Annotated in this window: 17 protein-coding genes and 1 pseudogene; 6 read left to right on the forward strand and 12 right to left on the reverse strand. The window is 34.4% G+C overall.

The features are described 5' to 3' along the window. Positions 1–117 precede the first annotated feature (117 nt). From AOY20_RS12665 to AOY20_RS12680, 4 genes are all read right to left on the reverse strand, one after another. The gene (locus tag AOY20_RS12665; RefSeq protein ID WP_054582203.1) at positions 118–960 is read right to left on the reverse strand and encodes a universal stress protein; all 843 of its coding nucleotides are present in this window, start codon (positions 958–960) and stop codon (positions 118–120) included. 259 nt (positions 961–1219) lie between these two features. Beyond that, positions 1220–1834 (reverse strand): acyltransferase, encoded by a 615-nt coding sequence (locus AOY20_RS12670; RefSeq protein WP_054582204.1) that lies wholly within the window; start codon positions 1832–1834, stop codon positions 1220–1222. Continuing rightward, on the reverse strand, positions 1831–2430 hold the full coding sequence (locus tag AOY20_RS12675; RefSeq protein WP_054582613.1) for an IMPACT family protein: 600 nt from the start codon (positions 2428–2430) through the stop codon (positions 1831–1833). Before AOY20_RS12675 ends, AOY20_RS12670 begins: the two co-directional genes overlap by 4 nt. 184 nt (positions 2431–2614) lie before the next feature. Further along, positions 2615–3780 (reverse strand): IS3 family transposase gene (locus AOY20_RS12680; RefSeq protein ID WP_144424783.1). Its coding sequence is split into 2 segments (ribosomal slippage): positions 2615–3513 and positions 3513–3780, totalling 1167 coding nucleotides; the frame shifts between segments, so codons are not numbered across the junction. Between the two features lie 87 nt (positions 3781–3867). On the opposite strand from AOY20_RS12680, the gene AOY20_RS12690 reads away from it, so the two are divergent. Next, positions 3868–4158 carry a hypothetical protein gene (locus tag AOY20_RS12690; RefSeq protein WP_054582206.1) on the forward strand — a complete coding sequence of 97 codons (291 nt, stop codon included), beginning with the start codon at positions 3868–3870 and terminating at the stop codon, positions 4156–4158. A gap of 72 nt (positions 4159–4230) precedes the next feature. Here AOY20_RS12690 and lptB read toward each other — a convergent pair whose 3' ends face one another. From lptB to AOY20_RS12715, 5 genes are read right to left on the reverse strand one after another with little or no spacing between them, the layout of a single operon-like run. Next, a complete protein-coding gene (lptB, locus tag AOY20_RS12695) occupies positions 4231–4980 on the reverse strand; it encodes an LPS export ABC transporter ATP-binding protein (protein ID WP_054582207.1) in 750 nt (249 codons plus the stop codon). Next, positions 4980–5519, reverse strand: coding sequence for a lipopolysaccharide transport periplasmic protein LptA (gene lptA, locus AOY20_RS12700; protein WP_417855921.1), 540 nt, complete (start codon positions 5517–5519; stop codon positions 4980–4982). The genes lptB and lptA overlap by 1 nt, the downstream gene beginning before the upstream one ends. A 16-nt stretch (positions 5520–5535) precedes the next feature. After that, positions 5536–6078: an LPS export ABC transporter periplasmic protein LptC gene (gene lptC / locus AOY20_RS12705; protein ID WP_054582209.1), complete on the reverse strand. Its 543-nt coding sequence runs from the start codon at positions 6076–6078 to the stop codon at positions 5536–5538. Positions 6079–6117: 39 nt separating this feature from the next. Next, the gene (locus tag AOY20_RS12710; RefSeq protein ID WP_054582210.1) at positions 6118–6657 is read right to left on the reverse strand and encodes a KdsC family phosphatase; all 540 of its coding nucleotides are present in this window, start codon (positions 6655–6657) and stop codon (positions 6118–6120) included. Next, positions 6658–7650 (reverse strand): KpsF/GutQ family sugar-phosphate isomerase, encoded by a 993-nt coding sequence (locus AOY20_RS12715; protein WP_054582211.1) that lies wholly within the window; start codon positions 7648–7650, stop codon positions 6658–6660. 774 nt (positions 7651–8424) lie between these two features. On the opposite strand from AOY20_RS12715, the gene AOY20_RS12720 reads away from it, so the two are divergent. The 3 genes and pseudogenes from AOY20_RS12720 to AOY20_RS12725 all read left to right on the forward strand — a co-directional run bounded on the left by AOY20_RS12720 (position 8425) and on the right by AOY20_RS12725 (position 11773). After that, positions 8425–9882: a DASS family sodium-coupled anion symporter gene (locus AOY20_RS12720; protein ID WP_054582212.1), complete on the forward strand. Its 1458-nt coding sequence runs from the start codon at positions 8425–8427 to the stop codon at positions 9880–9882. 508 nt (positions 9883–10390) lie between these two features. Next, positions 10391–10564: pseudogene (locus AOY20_RS15190) on the forward strand (IS3 family transposase); the annotation flags it as partial. Between the two features lie 417 nt (positions 10565–10981). Then, positions 10982–11773, forward strand: coding sequence for a phytanoyl-CoA dioxygenase family protein (locus tag AOY20_RS12725; RefSeq protein ID WP_054582213.1), 792 nt, complete (start codon positions 10982–10984; stop codon positions 11771–11773). 147 nt (positions 11774–11920) lie between these two features. Here the strand turns inward: AOY20_RS12725 and AOY20_RS12730 are convergent, their stop codons facing one another. Further along, positions 11921–13036, reverse strand: coding sequence for an S-(hydroxymethyl)glutathione dehydrogenase/class III alcohol dehydrogenase (locus tag AOY20_RS12730; protein WP_054582214.1), 1116 nt, complete (start codon positions 13034–13036; stop codon positions 11921–11923). Positions 13037–13326: 290 nt separating this feature from the next. On the opposite strand from AOY20_RS12730, the gene AOY20_RS12735 reads away from it, so the two are divergent. Continuing rightward, positions 13327–14601: a flavin-containing monooxygenase gene (locus tag AOY20_RS12735; RefSeq protein ID WP_054582215.1), complete on the forward strand. Its 1275-nt coding sequence runs from the start codon at positions 13327–13329 to the stop codon at positions 14599–14601. Between the two features lie 98 nt (positions 14602–14699). Then, positions 14700–15692: a TauD/TfdA family dioxygenase gene (locus AOY20_RS12740; RefSeq protein ID WP_144424784.1), complete on the forward strand. Its 993-nt coding sequence runs from the start codon at positions 14700–14702 to the stop codon at positions 15690–15692. A gap of 410 nt (positions 15693–16102) precedes the next feature. Here AOY20_RS12740 and AOY20_RS12745 read toward each other — a convergent pair whose 3' ends face one another. Continuing rightward, positions 16103–17275, reverse strand: coding sequence for a hypothetical protein (locus tag AOY20_RS12745; RefSeq protein WP_144424785.1), 1173 nt, complete (start codon positions 17273–17275; stop codon positions 16103–16105). A gap of 53 nt (positions 17276–17328) precedes the next feature. Further along, the gene (locus AOY20_RS12750; RefSeq protein ID WP_054582217.1) at positions 17329–18174 is read right to left on the reverse strand and encodes an ABC transporter substrate-binding protein; all 846 of its coding nucleotides are present in this window, start codon (positions 18172–18174) and stop codon (positions 17329–17331) included. Positions 18175–18244: the final 70 nt, after the last annotated feature.

Raw genomic sequence — 18244 nt, forward strand, 5'->3', positions numbered from 1 at the left:
GTTTTTTTGTTTAATATTATATAGATATAAACAGTATCCATAGAGTTATCCACAATTAATGCGGATAACTCTAGAACTTAATTTATTGTTTTTTAATATATTCTTATAAGAAAAATATCATTTTGCCACTAATAACGGAACATCAACATTTCTAAAAATAGATGTCGTAATACTTCCCAAGAAGAATTGATGAATCTTACTATGACTAAATGCTCCCATCACAATAAGCTGAATACCATGTTCACGTTGATAACCTAATATATTCTCTGCAACATCACCATAACGATATTCTGTCACAACATCTAAGCCTGCATTTGCTAAATATTGGCCTGGTTCCTCTAAGATTTCTGGATGATCCCCCACATACAATAAATGGCACTGTAATAATCTTAGTAAATCTGTTTGTGCAATACGCTTAAGCATTTTTGAACAGGTAGGTGAATATTCATAAGCAAAAATAAATCGAGTTGGTGGTTTAAATGTTTCCCCAACTGTCATTACGGTACAATTTGCGCCACGAATAAAATTTTCAACATTACTGCCTAAAACTTTATTTTTTTCAGCAGAACGCTCCCCTACACGCCCAATAACAGCAATATCATCTTCTCTTAATAAAGAAAAGCTTTGTTCTAAAAAATCACCTTTTTCTTGAATATGAGTTGCATCTAGACCATGCTTTTCTTTGATCATTTGAGAAATATGATTTAATAAATTATTACTATAATCCAATGCTATATCACTTTGTTTTTGTTCTAATTCTGCTAATTCCTTTAATAGCATTGCATTACTTTCAAAACCAATTACTCCACTAATTTCACCTAAATGGTAACTAGCTGGGTAATAATCTAGAATCTGTAAAAGCACCAGTTCTCGATGTGTTTTCTTTGCAATCCACGCAGCTGCTTCAGCTAAAGCCTGAATACATGGAGATGAATCAATACATGCAATGACTCGCTTCATAATAAGCTCCAAAGTTTTATATAATTCTGTTTTATATCTTTCCTTAAAACTAGCATAGTTATTCAATATATTTCATCTACTAATCGCTAATTTATGTTATTTTTTAATCAAAATATTAAAATGCACATTTACATTCTGCATACATTCATTTTATATAAATCTAAAACCTTAATATTCCAAAAAATTACAGCCGTTTTCATTTTTTATTGCATGTTGAGATGTAACTTCAACATACTATTACCATCATTGATAAAAAATTTTATTTACGAAACCGAATAAATTTTGCGGGATTTCCTACGACTATTTCAGCTCTCCCTACGTCTTTAGTCACCATACTATTCATACCAACAATCGCATGGTCAGCAATTTTTATGCCATCTTTTATTCCTACATGAGCACCTAACCAGACATCTTGTCCAATCTCAATTCCCTGAGACCTTACAGCTTGTTTATAAATAGGCTGAGACATTTCCATACCATGATCAAATGCATACAAATGACTATAAGCAGCTATTCGAACTTGATTACCTAACTTAATTCCAGCTTTACCTCCATCTAAAATACAATGATGATTAATTGCAACTTCCTCACCAATTTCCAACGGCCCATGCAAAGTACAATCTGCTGCAATGAATGTATTATCACCAATTTTAATTTTGCGTCCCGGCTCAGCAAAAATATGAGCTAATGGTGAAATAAAACAATTTTCTCCAATTTCTATTGTTTCCATTTCTATTAAATAAGCTTGATATTCTTGTTGCCATTGTACTGCCCATTCTCTATGTTTTGGCTTTAAAGACCAATACAACCAAGGCATATAATTTAAACGATGCTTATGTTGCTCTCTATATTTTAATAATGGATCAATAATCATTCTTCAGCCTCATCATCAATAACCTTAAGTTGTTCACGCCCACGTGTTGTATCTTGAATTTTAAGTGCCAAAGGTTCTATTTGATGAATTTGAAGCAAAGCCGTAATGCTTACACCATCTGCCGTATATTCTTCTATATATTCAATTTGCTGAGTATTTAATTCATATTGAAAAATTGCCCATTCATTAAATAAACAAGAAAATTGAACTTTTTTCTTTTCAATTAATTCTATTTTTTCAGCCAATAATAAACATTTTCCGGCACAACCACCATAAGCACGAACAAGCCCTCCCGTACCTAATTTAATGCCTCCGTACCATCGATTGACTAAAACCAATACATTGGTCAAATCATTGCCCTCAATCGTAGCTAAAATAGGTCTACCTGCTGTTCCTGAAGGTTCACCATCATCATTAAATCTGACTTGATGACCGATTTTCCATGCCCAACATTGATGAGTAGTTGTGATATCTTTATATTCTTCTAAAAAATCTTTTACTGCCTGTTCATTTTCAACAGGCACAGCAAAAGCTTGAAAATGACTTTTCTTAATATCTTCTTCAAAACTGACTAAGGTTGAAATCGTAAATGGCATATCAACGTCATACACAAATAAATCACAGCGTATCATAACGTGAATTACTCTCATTTTTTGAATGAAATACTAAAATATCACTGTAAATTATCTAGCTATTGAGGTAATAATCGTATTCTACTTAAATAGACAAAATATCAACTGATGTGTGCTGAAATAACAGGACACTTCTACTTGGGAAATTCTAGGCAGCCATCCTGTAAAAGTCTTCTGCCATTTGATTTGGTGTCTTAAAGTCCAATCCTTTCTGAATTCTCTGCTGATTATAAAATAGCTCTATGTATTTTGTAATATCTGCTTTAGCTTCTTCCCTTGTTTTATAATTGCGATGATGAACCAATTCATTTTTTAATATTCCCCAGAAGCTCTCAATAGGAGCATTATCGAAGCAATCACCGCGTTTACTCATTGATCCCTGAAATCCATATTTTTCAAGTATCTTTCGATATTCATGACTACAGTATTGGCTGCCCCTGTCAAAGTGAATAATCAAGTCTTGAGAGGGTTTATGATTTCGAATCGCCATGCTCAGTGCATTGCAAACGAGCTGTGACGTCATCCGTTCACTCAAGCTATACCCAACTACTTGTTTGCTGCAAAGATCTTTTAAAGCCGCTAAATACAGCCATCCTTCAGCTGTCCACACGTATGTAATGTCACTTACCCATGCAATGTTTGGAGCAGTCACTGTAAAATTTTGCTCTAACAAATTATTGTAAACCGTACGTTGATGGTCGCTATGAATTGTTTTTTTGAAACGCCTATGCCGCTTACAATACAGCTGATTAAGTTTTTTAATACAACGAACTGCATACTCGCTAATTTCTATTCCTTGTGCCTGTAAGTACTTGGTTAAACGAATATAACCATAGCTTTCATTGGTTTCTTGGTGAGCAATTTTAACCAATATGGTTTGATGATTTCTCTGAATAACCCGCTTACTTAAGCCATATTTTAACCATTCATAAAATCCAGAAACTGAAACGTGGAGTAACCGAGCCATCATAGTGACTGAGTATGCATGTTTTTGCTGTTTCATATGTGCGTACTTTACTGACTTTCTTTGGCAAAGTACGCTGCTGCTTTTTTTAGAAATTCTCTTTCCATTTCAGCGGTTTTAAGTTGCTGCTTCAGTTTTTTATTTTCCTCGAGAAGAGCAACGAGATCAGGTGAATATTGTTGTGTGCCTACTAATTTTCCAGCTTTTGCTTTGTTGTACCAATTTGAAAGGGTTTGCATTGAAATGCCAAGCAGTCGTGCTGTTTCTGAAACATTGCCATTGTTTGAATCAATAGCTTTGATTGCTTCAGCTTTGAATTCTGCTGTATAAATCTTTTGTTTTTTGCTCATGGTAAACTCCTGATAAGTATGTGTAGTTTACCAAGTTAAAGTCTCCGTTTTTTTCAGCACACATCAAAACATGATAATGATGCTTTTTTGAATTATGCTAGAGAAGATGTTTTTGGTTTAGTCTTCTTATTTAATCAGAAAAAAACACAGATTCAAGAACATGAAATGGAAAAGCTTACTAATCAGTTATTCAATATTGCATTAAAAAATCAAGGTACCTATTATCTTCCTTATCGTTTACATATTTCTGCTGAAAATATGAGATTAGCTTACCCTCAAGCGAATCAGTTTTTCCAATTAAAAAAGAAATATGATGATAAGCTAATTTTTAATAATCAATTTTATTTACATTATTCACTCGAAAAACTTTCAAACTAAAAATGCTCATTATGATTTCAAAATAAAAGCCCTACTTAGGGCTTTTGATTCTTAACATAGATTAGATGAAAGTTAAACAACAAAATCTTCGCCTAAATACACCTGACGAACCATTTCATTATCTAAGATCTCTGCTGGAGCACCTTCTGCAATTACGGCACCTTCACTAACAATATAGGCACGCTCACAAATGGTTAAAGTTTCACGCACATTATGATCAGTAATTAAAACACCAATACCACGATTTTTTAAATCAATGATAATGTCTTTAATATCACCAACGGAAATTGGATCAACACCAGCAAATGGTTCATCCAATAACATAAATTTAGGATCGGCTGCTAATGCCCTTGCAATTTCTGCACGGCGACGCTCACCACCAGAAACACTCATACCAAGAGAATCTTTAATATGTGTAATTTTAAAGTCATTTAAAAGTTCAGCTAAACGCTCTTGACGTTGTTGTTTATTTAAATCTTTGCGTGTCTCTAAAATTGCCATAATATTTTCAGCAATCGTCAATTTTCTAAAAATTGAAGCTTCCTGAGGTAAATAGCCAATTCCTTGTCGAGCACGTTCATGCATTGCATAATGTGATAAATCCAAATCATCAAGATGGATTTCACCCTTATCCATACGAACTAAACCAACAACCATATAAAAACTTGTTGTTTTCCCCGCACCGTTTGGCCCTAATAAACCAACAATTTCTCCACTTTTCATAGTAAATGAAACGTCTTTCACAACCCAACGCTTACTATAATTTTTAGCCAAATGTTTAATACATAAGGTTTGCTGAGCTGTATTAATTTGTTCTGCCATTAATCACGAGCTCCTGGAAATGATTTAGAACTTGATGGTGGAATTACCATTTCAACACGTCCTTTAGATGAACCTGATTCACTTGAAGAACCCAGTGCTTCAATATCCCCTTTGTTCATACTATAACGAAGAACTGCACCCTTAATACTTGAGCCATCTTGCTCAAGAAATGCATTTCCAGTTAACGTGATAATGCCTGTTTGTGCATTATAAACAATCTTCTGTGCATGTCCTTTTGCTAAACCTTTATTAGTATCAACTTTTTGTTGGAACTTTGCTGGACTGCCATTTGCTGTAATTGTTGTAATGTCTTTCTTTTCATTAAAATTCGCCACAATTGTATTTGCTTGTAAGCGCATAGTTCCTTGTTCAATAATGACATTACCTGAATAAGTATTTACACCAGTCTTTTCATTAAATGTTGCTTTATCTGCAACAAGTTTAATAGGTTGCTGACGATCTGATGGTAATGCAAAAGCCACATTCGTGATTACTGATGCCAAGCCTACAACTAAGGTTTGCTTAAAAAACTTTTTCATTTGTGTAAGCTTAGTCTTATGGTTCATATGTGCCTCTTACAGAAAAAAACTCGTACTGCCCACTGTTTAAGTTGGCTTTCAGCCCTTGGCTAATCATTTTAGATTGCGGGCTGTCAATCACAACCTGCTTATCTGTTTCAATCTCTTTTGTTTCAGGATAGCCAGTTAACTCAGTTGTTGTCATTGTCATTTTACCATTTGGCAAAATACGTGTTGCAACAACTTCATTCGATAAAACTACACGCTGATTATCATCATAACTATGAGCAACTTTTGCATAGAAAGTTCCATCAAGCGCTCCATTTTGATACGTTTGTGCATGTAAATTATCTAATTTGGATGTTTTATTAGATTCATCTTGAACCAAACGATCTGCCTGCGCTTTAATCACAACCTGACCATTCTCATTTGTTTGAGTTAAATTAATATTTTCAGCAGCATAGGTCATACTTCTCGTTGCATCAACTTCGAGTTTCTTGCTTTTACCACTGTAATAGTAATACCCAGCACTTAAAGATCCAATGATCAGTGCTGTAATATATAAACTTTTTGTTTCCATATAGGCTTTTTTAACTCAAACTTTTGAATCTATATAACATTATTCGGGAACTGAGACATACTTATCAAGTAGATTTGAGTATACGCCTTTTGCCATCAAGATCATATCGCAAATCTCTCGAACAGCACCACGTCCGCCCATTGCCTGAGTGACTAAATCTGCACGACGACGCACTTCTATATGCCCATTCGGCACAGTGACTTTCATACCTGCAATTGCAAATGCTGATAAATCAGGCCAATCATCGCCCATATATAAGCAATCTTCTGGAGAAAGATTAAATTGTGCACAAGCTTCTTTTAGCGCCACACCCTTATCTTCACGCCCTTGAAAAACAAGATCAACTCCAAGATCTGACATACGTTTTTCAACAATATTACTTTTACGTCCAGTAATAATAATAACTTTAACACCAGCCTGTTGAACAAGCTTCATACCTAAACCATCACGAATATCAAATGACTTAATTTCATCACCTGAATTCGTGAGTGTTACAAAACCATCACTTAAAATACCATCTACATCTAGAACTAATGCTTCTAAATGGCGTGCTTGTTCAAGCAAAATAAAAGATGTCACTTAATTTACCCCTGCATTAATTAGATCATGCATACTAATTACACCAATTACTTTTTTGGCATCATCAACTACAACAAATTGATTAATTTTCTTCTCATGTAAAGCCTCTAAGGCTACTACAGCTTTTGCTTCCATTGAAATTGTTGATGGATTTTTCGCCATAACTTCTGAAACAGCAAGATTTACATCAAATCCTTGCTGCTTATCAATTAAACGACGTAAGTCACCATCTGTAAAAATACCTAATAAGATATCATTTTCATCAACAACTGTAGTTAAACCCAATCGTTTATCTGAGATCTCATACAATACTTGATTCATTGGCGTATCTGGTGACACTTTAGGAAGCTCGTCCCCTGTATGCATTAAATGCTTTACATGAAGTAATAAACGCTTGCCTAACGCGCCTGCAGGATGTGATCTTGCAAAATCATCAGCTGTGAAACCACGTGCTTCAAGTAAAGTTACTGCTAATGCATCACCTAAGGCTAATGTTGCTGTTGTACTCGATGTTGGCGCTAAACCAAGTGGACATGCTTCTTGAGCTTCACCTAGAGTTAAAGCAACATCTGCATTTTGTGGCATAGGTCCTGTATCATCACGACTAATAGTGATTAGTGGCACACCTAAATGTTTAATCAATGGCATCAGCATCATAATTTCATCACTCTTACCAGAGTTTGAAATTGCGATCAGCACATCACCACGAACTAACATGCCTAGATCGCCATGTCCAGCTTCACCTGGATGCATAAAAAATGAAGGTGTTCCAGTAGAGGAAAAAGTTGCTGCCATTTTTCGCCCAATATGACCAGACTTACCCATACCAGTGACAACAAGACGCCCTTTGCACTGAAGAATAATTTCACATGCTTTGGTAAAACGTTCGTCAATTTGTTCTGCTAAAATTTGCAAAGCATGTTGCTCTATACTTAGAGTTTCTAAAGCAACTTTTTGGAAATCAATTAAATTTGGCTTATTGTCAGCGTTCAACTTTTCATCCTACACAATGTGAAGAGCATCTTTTCAGATTAACTAATTTTCTCAATTTTAGCAGATCTATGCAATTCTGCATTTCAAAATATATAAGAAATATAATTTATTAATTTGTAGAAGTGGTTACCAAATGATGTGAATTGTACGACGAATATTAAAAACTAGCATCAAATATGGAGATGTCTTATTAAAAAAATAAAATTACAATATTATCAATAATATAAAAACATTTTCATTTTTAAATTGATCTGATATTACTGAATTTAATCATATTAAAAAAATTTATGAGAAAACTAATTGAATAAACAGTTCAATTTTAGAAAAACATTAATATTAAAAAGTTCATCTTTCTGAAGTTATTTATGTCAGTAAATATAAACAATAAAATTAAAAAAAATATAATTTACTATTACTATTTCCCTACTATTTTAATCAACTTTCAAGGTTGTTTGTTTTATAATCAAAAAATTAAATATAATATTTATAAAAATAGAATTAAATATTTGAAATCTACAAGAAAAAAAATAAAAACCATACAAAAAAAACTCATCAAAACTAAAAATAAATTTAAAAACAATAGGTTATTTTAAATAAATTATAATAAAAATTAAATGATTTTTATCAATTTTAATAATATTATATACTGGTATAAATTATTCATAAAAATTTATTTTATAAATACGAAATTTATAATTTTTAATCAACTTAACAACATTACATAAACTTATCAATAATTTAAATGATAATAATTATGTATTCTCGGAGTATAAAATGGGATTTAAATTAATACCAACTTTAATCTCTGTCACCATTGCACTTATTATTTGGTTTGTCATTCCAGTTCCTGAAGGTGTAACACCCAATGCATGGTTACTTCTCGCTATGTTCGTTGGTGTTATTTCAGCGATTATTGGTAAAGCAATGCCTATTGGTGCTATATCTATTATTGCAATTGCACTTGTCGCAATTACTCGCGTAACAGCGGACACACCAAGTGCCGCAATTAAAGATGCTTTAAGCGGTTTTGCCAATCCACTTATTTGGTTGATTGGTATCTCTATTATGATTTCGAAAGGTCTGCAAAAAACAGGCTTAGGTTCTCGTTTAGGATATTACTTTATTGCTGTTTGGGGCAAAAAGACCATTGGTATTGGATACAGTTTAGCACTTTCTGAACTTATTCTTGCACCAGTAACACCAAGTAATACTGCACGTGGTGGTGGTATTATTCATCCAATTGTACGTTCTATTGCTGCAAGTTTCGATTCAGATCCTGAAAAAGGGACACAGGGTAAAATTGGTAAATATCTTTCTTTAGTCAATTACCATTCCAACCCTATTACTTCAGTCATGTTTATTACTGCGACTGCACCCAACCCCTTAATTGTAGATTTGATTGCCAAAGCAACAAATAGTGAAATTCACTTAACTTGGACAACATGGGCTTTAGCGATGGTGTTACCTGGTATTGTTGCTTTAGCATTGATGCCTATTATTTTATATTTCATGTATCCACCTGAAATTAAGCAAACACCGAATGCTTCAGATTTCGCGAAAGAACGCTTAAAAGAAATGGGACCAATTTCTGGGCATGAAATTATTATGCTATGCGTTTTTGGTTTGTTATTGCTGTTATGGGCGGGTATTCCAGCCATGCTGTTAGGTAATATGTGGACTTTAGATCCAACGACCACTGCATTTTTAGGTCTATCGTTACTGCTATTAACGGGTGTCTTAACATGGGATGATGTCTTAACACAAAAAAGTGCTTGGGATACAGTAACATGGTTCGCTGCTCTAGTCATGATGGCAACATTCTTAAATAAACTGGGTTTAATTGCTTGGTTCTCTGGCGTACTTCAAACAGGTATCGGACATTTAGGTTTAAGTTGGATTCCTGCTAGTTTATTACTATTACTTGCATATATGTATGCACATTATATGTTTGCAAGTACAACTGCACATATTACTGCAATGTTCTCTGCGTTCTATATTGCAGGTATTGCTGTTGGTGCACCGCCAATGTACTTTGCATTAATGATGGCTGCTGCTTCAAGTATCATGATGACACTAACACATTATGCAACAGGTACTTCTCCTATTGTCTTTGGTTCAGGTTATACCACCTTAGGAGAATGGTGGAAGGCAGGCTTTGTTATGAGTATTGTTAATATTCTAATCTTTATTTTCTTAGGTGGAATTTGGTGGAAATTCCTAGGTTTCTGGTAAAACCTAATTTCTTCTTATTATTTATTTTAAAGGAGCTTTTGCTCCTTTAATTTTTACTTTTATTCGTTTTAAATATAGTAAAACACTTTTTATTTAGCACAATTTCTTAAATATATGTTTTAATATGCTTAGTATGAGATGAGCCTTATATGAGTATTACGTGAGTAATACGACTAGCCCCTAACCATGGGGCTTTTTATTGACTAAAATCAACAACTTAGAATTAATTGGCTTAATTTTGGCATAATACTAAAACTCGAAAGCCCCTAATTTTTGTTTTAACTTGGGATTTAGTGTATATATTATTGAATCTGTATCCCTGAGTTTTTGGTAGAATTTTTAACAGATGACGTCACAACTCGTTTGCAATGCACTGAGCATGGCAATTCGTAATCATAAACCTTCTCAATTCACTTGCGAAGCAGTGCTTCTCAGGTAGTCAATATTGCAGTTATGAATATCTTAAAATATTGAAAAATATAAATTTCAGGATTCAGAGAGCTTCTAGGGAATATTAAAAAATGAATTGGTTCATCATCACAATTATAAAACAAGGAAAGAAGCTAAAACAGATATTACAAAATACATAAAGCTATTTTATAATCAGCAGAGCATTCAGAAAGGATTGGATTTTAAGACACCAAATCAAATGGTAGAAGACTTTTACAAGATGGCTGCCTAGAATCTCCCAAGTGAGAGTCTCCTGTTATTCCAGCACACATCAAAAAAGAATCTTATATGCCACGAACATCTTTGATGTAGTTGTAGCAATAACCTAGAACCCTCCATGTGAAAATTTTATGTTAATATGTAATGGTCAAGTCAAATCAGACACAAGCATAGAGAGTTTTATACTTTTTGTTCAAAATTATTTGGTGATAAATATCCAAATGAAAAATTCTGAACCCAACTAATTACCCTAAATCGGGCTTGAACCAAATCACAAAAATATTTAAGTCTAGTTTAATTTAAAAAAAACGAATTAATGCTTCTTAAATTTCTTATTTCTTAGTAATTACTTTAATGCTTATATCTTCCTCAGCATCAAATAATACTTGATGACAACAGATTCCTCCCTACTAATGCAGGAGTAGCTCGCATGTTGGAAGAAGAGCAAAGAATATTTGAACAAGATGGTGTTGTTGTTTTACGTGGCTTCTTTAAAGAATGGATTAATTTGCTTGAAGCTGGAGTAAATACAAATGAGCAAAATCCAGGACAATGGTTTCGTGATTATACTCCAGGACAAACTCAAGGACGATTCTGGGCAGATTATTGCAATTGGCAACGTATTGATGCCTTTAATCACTTTGTTAAAGAAAGTCCTGCAGCAGAAATAGTTAAAACTTTAATGCAGTCCCAAAGTGTACGAATGTTTCATGAACATGTTTTAGTCAAAGGTACTGGTTCATCAAAGGTCACACCTTGGCATCATGATGCACCTTACTATCCAGTAGATGCAAAACAAACCTTAAGCCTATGGATTCCACTTGATCCTATAGCTAGAGAATCAGCTATTGAATTTATCGCTGGATCACATAAATGGGGCAAACATTTTAAAGCACAGGGCTTTAATGGTGAATACTATGACCACGGTGAGATATCCGAAGAAATGCTACCTGATATTGACAATAATCGAGAAAATTACAATATTTTAGGATGGGAACTGCAACCTGGTGATGCGATTGCTTTTAACTATCTTACGATACATGGTGCACCTGGTAATGCATCGACCAAACACTCAAGACGAGCCGTTTCTTTTCGTTGGTTAGGGGATGATGCTATATATGTAAATCGTGGTGGTAAAACTTCCCCACAATATCCTCAGTATATTGGTAAGCTGACTACAGGTGATGCATTGCCTGAAGATGAGTTTCCTTTTGTAGCTTAAATTTTCTTTCTACAACTGTTGTATTTCGACTTTTACCAATGTTTGCCCATTCAAACATTGGTTTTTTTATAACTCTAAGGTTCTAATTTTTTATAATTTCATGAGGATAAAAAAGCTCCAAAACTTGGAGCCTTCATATATCTAAATTTATTCTGAATAATGAATCACTGTACGAATAGATTTTCCCTCATGCATTAAGTCAAAAGCTTCATTAATCTGATCTAATCCCATAGTATGAGTCACAAAAGGTTCCAACTGAATATCTCCTTTCATAGCATCTTCAACCATGTCTGGAAGTTGAGTACGACCTTTTACTCCACCAAATGCTGTGCCCTTCCAAGTGCGTCCAGTAACAAGTTGAAATGGACGTGTTGAAATTTCCTGCCCAGCTCCAGCTACACCAATAATAATTGACTGCCCCCAACCACGATGTGTACATTCAAGCGCTGAACGCATGACATTGACATTACCAATACATTCAAAGGAATGGTCCACACCCCAACCAGTCATTTCAACAATTACTTCTTGTACAGGCTTATCATAATCTTTTGGATTAATAAAATCAGTTGCACCAAATTTGGCAGCAAGTTTAAATTTTTCAGGATTGGTATCGACAACAATAATTTTCCCAGCCTTGGCTTGACGTGCACCCTGTACCACCGCTAGACCTATGCCCCCTAAACCAAACACGGCGACTGAATCACCTTTTTGAACTTTCGCTGTATTATGTACAGCACCAATTCCTGTCGTCACACCGCAGCCAAGTAGACAAACATGTTCAGGATTAGCTTTTGGATTAACTTTAGCCAAGGATACTTCAGCAACAACCGTATATTCCGAGAATGTCGAGCATCCCATATAGTGATATATCGGCTGACCCTTATAAGAGAAACGTGTCGTACCATCTGGCATCACGCCTTTACCTTGTGTTGCTCGTACTGCAACACATAAATTAGTTTTCCCTGATTTACAGAATAAGCATTCCCCACATTCTGCTGTGTATAAGGGAATGACATGATCACCAGGTTGAACACTTGTTACGCCCTCTCCAACTTGAATCACTATGCCTGCACCCTCATGCCCAAGCACCGCAGGAAACACTCCTTCTGGATCTGCTCCTGATAAAGTGAAAGCATCAGTATGACATACCCCAGTATGGGTAATTTTGACTAATACTTCTCCAGACTTCGGTGGCTCAACATCGAGTTCTACTATCTGTAAGGGTTGCCCTGGAGCAAAAGCAACTGCTGCACGTGATTTCATATTTAATCTCACTCATCTTATATTGATTGTGTCGTTTATTATAGAAATTAAACGAACAATAAAATTTTCATTAAAAAATTTCTCTTCGTATTTATATGAAGTTCAGATATTTGAAGCAATTCGGTTTTTTTGATTCATTTGTTCTGCTTATATGATTTTCACTATTCAACAGACCTACTTATATTAAATCAATCGAAACAGTTTTGATTTTTTTGTGAAGTTTAGGGCTTTCAAAAAGCAAAAAATAAACAGCAAACTTTCACAGTGGGCTTTGAAAAAGGATAAAGAAAATGAAGTTAGATAATCTGATCGTAGATACTGTGGTTGTCGGTGCAGGTCAAGCCGGCGTGGCAATGAGTGAACATTTGACTTCTTTAGGTATTTCACATGTTGTACTAGAAAAAAACCGTATTGCTGAAGCTTGGCGTACACGCCGTTGGGATTCATTAGTTGCCAATGGTCCGTGTTGGCACGATCGTTTTCCTAATATGGAGTTTGATGCAGATCCAGATGCATTTATTCACCACAATCAAGTTGCTGACTATTTCGAAAATTATGCAAAAAAACTTAATTTACCTATTCATAACGGTGTCACGGTTTACAAAGTCTATAAATCTATCAATCGTTTAGGCTATACCATTGAAAGCTCTGAAGGAACTATTTATGCAGAGCATATTGTTTCTGCAACAGGTGCATTTCAAAAAGCAGTGATTCCATCTATCGCACTACAAAATCCTTCTTTTTATCAAATCCACTCAGATGATTATAAAAATCCTCAACAATTACCCGAAGGTGCAGTGTTAGTGATTGGTGCCGGTTCTTCTGGAGTACAAATAGCAGATGAACTAAACCGTGCAGGTAAAAAAGTCTATTTATCCGTTGGGCGTCATGAGCGTCCACCTCGTACCTATCGTAATCGTGACAATGTATGGTGGTTAGGTGTTCTTGGTGGTTGGGACTTTATGCGTACCGACACTGGTCCATTAAAAGGTTTCGCTGTGAGTGGTGCACATGGTGGTATTAATGTTGATTTCCGTGTATTAGCAAAACAAGGGATTACACTGCTCGGGAGTACTGAGTCATTTGATGGGCAAAAAATTAAGTTTAAAGATAACTTGAAAAACAACCTTGATGAAGGTGATACAGCACTCATGGCATTTTACGATGAAGCAGATGCTTATATTACGAATAATGGCTTAGATTTACCTCCTGAGCCTCAAGCACGCAACTTATTGCCAAATCCCGAATGTGTGACTAATCCTATTCTAGATCTTAATATGCAAACTAATAATATTACTTCTGTAATTTGGGCATCTGGCTTTGGTTATGACTTTAGTTGGTTACAGGTAGATGCCTTCGACGAATTTAATAAACCAATTCATAAGCAAGGTATTTCCCCACAACGTGGTGTGTATTTTCTCGGATTACCTTACTTAACAGGTAGAGGATCAAGCTTTATTTGGGGCGTTTGGCACGATGCAAAACATATTGCTGAACATATTGATATTCAACGTAAATATAAAGAATATCAAACCGATAAAATTTTACTAAAACATTCAGCTTAAAGGTCTATCAATTTCAGTGCACATATACACCTTCATTGGTTGATATGTGCATTTTTGTTTCTATTTACTAAATTCAGATTAATATTTTGGGGATACTTATGAACACTATTTTAAAGTCTAAAATTACAGATAAATGTGCATGGATCGGTAGTGAAATTGCGGATCAGACCGATTGGATTTATCAGCTTTCACCACATATGTTGGCAACATTAAATCAAGCACTTAAAGTACTTGAGGCTAAAGAATTAAATGCACCTGAATTTACCAAATATGATGTATATATCGAAGATCCTATTTTTTTAGCCGAAATTGAAAAGATCTCAAATGAACTTGAAAATGGTTATGGATTTATTGTGATTCGTGGTTTAGATACCAATATATACACTGAGGCACAATTGGCGAATCTGTATTATTTATTCGGTTTACATATGGGTGATGCCGTAACACAAAATGCTCGAGGTGATTTACTTGGTTATGTAGAAAATGTTGGTGATAAATCCCAAAAAATGACCCGTGTTTATGAGACCAATGATTACTTGCCTTATCACTCAGACTTAAGTGATGTGGTCGGCTTACTTTCTATTCGTAAAGCTAAAGAAGGTGGGCTTAGTAGTATTGTCAGTTCATCAACAGTATATAACCGAATTTTGGAGCAATATCCTGAATATTTAGGTTATTTCTACCATACTGCTTGGTATGATCATTTAGGTGAAATAGATCCATCTTTATCACCAATTTTTAGTTATTTTGATGGTAAATTAGCCTGTCGATATCTACGTCACTATATAGAACTTGGACATGATCGTCGTCGTATTCCATTGTCTCAAGTACAAATTGAGGCTCTAAATATATTTGATGAAATCAGTCATGATCCAAATTTACGTTTGGATATGATGCTTGAACCAGGTGATATGCAATTTTGTAATAACTATTGTGTGATGCATTCGCGTTCATCTTTTGAAGATGATGATGATCTAAGAAATCGCCGTAAATTATTGCGTTTATGGTTAAAGATGCCAAATGCACGTAAATTGGCCCAAGACTTCCCAGGTCGTAATGGAATTCCAAAAGGATTAGGTCAAGTAGCTTAAAATTTCAAAAAATACAAAAAAGAGGTCTTATGGCTTCTTTTTTTTATCAACGCTTAATTAGATTTTATTGTCGTGTTAAAAACAGTTATAACTTTTAAGTAAAATTATTAAAAGAGTCGTCATATTGAACAATATAAATAATCTTAAAAACCTAAATTACTAGCCAAATTTTTCCAAATATTCATCATCATTCAGATTTGTTAAAATACACTATTCTAGATATATTGGATGTGGATAATGTTCTTTATATTCAATCGGCACCGTTTAATATGAAATATCTCATACGAACTCAAAAAACTATTTAATTTATCTACGCTTTTATTTCATCCTTTTAGAAAACCAAGGCTTTTCAACAAATGTGTCAAAAAACCGTATTTTTAATACGGTTTTTTATTAAAATGACTTAAATATTAAAACAGATAAGATACTTGCAAATTCAACATATTTTCATTTTTATCGGCACTTCCTAGAGCATATGAATCACCTGGACCACCAATTAAGAAATCATTCTTACCCACAATATAATCTGCAACAAACAACAAATTATTATAGTACGCAGAAATCCCTAAAATATGGCGGCTTGAATCTTTAAAACCAGATTCTGACTTTGCATACTTACTATACATAAAATGTGGTTGAATTTTCTTAAATTTACCAACATTTTTAAATGAATATGCCAAATCCATAGTATAGAAAACACCTTTATTTGCGACCATAAAGTTATCATCAAATGAACCCATTAATGATGCATTAGGTGTAACAGGATCGGCATTATCAACATCATTTTTACCAATTGTTGCTATTAATTCAAAATTTTTATAATTCAAATGACCAAACATAGCCCACGCATGGCGCTTACCTGTTGTACTAAAGGTTTTATTATCAATATCAGACATCCAATAAGAAGCACCAACATTACTCGAAATATCTTCAGCTAAATAATCAATATCCTGTTTTACTCTTACAATAAACATATTGGTTTCATCAAGATGAGTAATTGAGCCATCTTCTGGCTTAACAAAGTTAGTAGAATAGCGACTTGCATCTTCAGAATATGGACCTGCATAACTTCCCCCATCGCCTGGATAAAAGCCCACTTCAACTTGAGTACCTGTATCAAATTTTCCTTGGTATTTAATCCCAAGGTTATGAATATCCTCTAAACCAATTTGAGTCATAACACCACCATAGTAGTTACTTTCCCAGAACCGACCTGGACCAAATGGTACGACTTGTAAACCAGCCTGAATATGATGTTGCTGATTAAAATTATAGCCAATATAAGCATCTACAAGCGTTGAAAAATCACACAGTTTATCGAACTGATAACAACGATATTCAATATGACCATAAAGCTGAGGCGATTTATAATCTAGATTGATACGTGCAGCATCAAACGTTAATTTATGGTCATTTTCAGTCCAGCTTTTGTCTTGGTACTTTGCACGTAAAAAACCCGATACACTTAACTCACCTGGCATTGAGGTAGCATCACCAATACTTAACTTCCCCGCAAAAACTGGCGTACTTAACGTTGCCATTACAATCACCACATTAATGCGATCAAAAACACTCAATTTCATTTATTTCATCTCTTATTTTCATATTTACTAAAAATATATTGATCTAAGCACAATTATTTCGGCATATATTTTTCAATATCTTCATCGGTTGGCGCTTGCAAGTTGTACTTCGCAATCAGCTGATCGTATTCACCTGACTTTTTAATGGCATCTAAACCATTTTTAACTTTGTTAAATAGCTCTTGATTACCTTTTGGAATCGCAATACCACCTAAAATTGGAAAAAATGGTTCTGTTGAACTAATGACTAAACGCCCTTTTAATTTTTCTGCAGTACTTTTGGCTACGCTGGCATCGTCATAATGTGCATCTACAGCTTTCGCTAATAATGCTTGTACAGCCTCAGGTGAGGTAACAAATTCTCGTACAGTGATTGGTGGTTTACCTTTAGCAACACAACTATCTTGCGACATTTTACGTAGCTGTTCTGGAAACATTGAACCATTTTGAGATGCGATAGTTTTTCCACAGAGGTCATTGCGGGTTTTAGGTTGATAATCTGAATCAGCTAAAACAATCAACGCCTCCGTAGTCATGTAATACGGCACCATATCAACTTTTTCTAACCGTTCTTTTGTGATGTACAACGCAGACATAAGCAAATCGAATTTTTTTGCTTCTAAACCTGTAATCAAATTCGAGAATCGACTATCTACAAACATTGCTTGATCATTTGAATGTTCAAATATTTTATTCGCTATATCAATATCAAAGCCTACTGGTTGACCATTTTCCATTGACTCAAATGGAGGAAAAGTCATATCGCTGCCAATTTTGTAGACTTTAGCTACTGTTTCAGCATTAGCATCTTGTTGTGGTGTTTTTTCACTACATGCTGATAAACCACAAGCTAAACTTACAGCGACAATGAGTGGCTTAACTTTAAAAAATAAATGCATTTACTTACCCCAAACCTTCACTCTGAATGACATTTAAAAATGTTATACGTGAGTTTTTACCTGAAAGTAA

This window comes from Acinetobacter equi, from assembly GCF_001307195.1.
GTDB lineage: Bacteria > Pseudomonadota > Gammaproteobacteria > Pseudomonadales > Moraxellaceae > Acinetobacter > Acinetobacter equi.

Excerpts from the sequence above, each read along its gene's own strand:
- AOY20_RS12735 (WP_054582215.1), top strand. The coding sequence starts at position 13,327 with ATGAAGTTAGATAATCTGATCGTAGATACTGTGGTTGTCGGTGCAGGT.
- lptC (WP_054582209.1), bottom strand. The coding sequence starts at position 6,078 with ATGGAAACAAAAAGTTTATATATTACAGCACTGATCATTGGATCTTTA.
- lptA (WP_417855921.1), bottom strand. The coding sequence starts at position 5,519 with ATGAAAAAGTTTTTTAAGCAAACCTTAGTTGTAGGCTTGGCATCAGTA.
- AOY20_RS12745 (WP_144424785.1), bottom strand. The coding sequence starts at position 17,275 with ATGAAATTGAGTGTTTTTGATCGCATTAATGTGGTGATTGTAATGGCA.
- AOY20_RS12740 (WP_144424784.1), top strand. The coding sequence starts at position 14,700 with ATGAACACTATTTTAAAGTCTAAAATTACAGATAAATGTGCATGGATC.
- lptB (WP_054582207.1), bottom strand. The coding sequence starts at position 4,980 with ATGGCAGAACAAATTAATACAGCTCAGCAAACCTTATGTATTAAACAT.
- AOY20_RS12750 (WP_054582217.1), bottom strand. The coding sequence starts at position 18,174 with ATGCATTTATTTTTTAAAGTTAAGCCACTCATTGTCGCTGTAAGTTTA.
- AOY20_RS12665 (WP_054582203.1), bottom strand. The coding sequence starts at position 960 with ATGAAGCGAGTCATTGCATGTATTGATTCATCTCCATGTATTCAGGCT.
- AOY20_RS12730 (WP_054582214.1), bottom strand. The coding sequence starts at position 13,036 with ATGAAATCACGTGCAGCAGTTGCTTTTGCTCCAGGGCAACCCTTACAG.
- AOY20_RS12725 (WP_054582213.1), top strand. The coding sequence starts at position 10,982 with ATGTTGGAAGAAGAGCAAAGAATATTTGAACAAGATGGTGTTGTTGTT.
- AOY20_RS12720 (WP_054582212.1), top strand. The coding sequence starts at position 8,425 with ATGGGATTTAAATTAATACCAACTTTAATCTCTGTCACCATTGCACTT.
- AOY20_RS12670 (WP_054582204.1), bottom strand. The coding sequence starts at position 1,834 with ATGATTATTGATCCATTATTAAAATATAGAGAGCAACATAAGCATCGT.
- AOY20_RS12675 (WP_054582613.1), bottom strand. The coding sequence starts at position 2,430 with ATGCCATTTACGATTTCAACCTTAGTCAGTTTTGAAGAAGATATTAAG.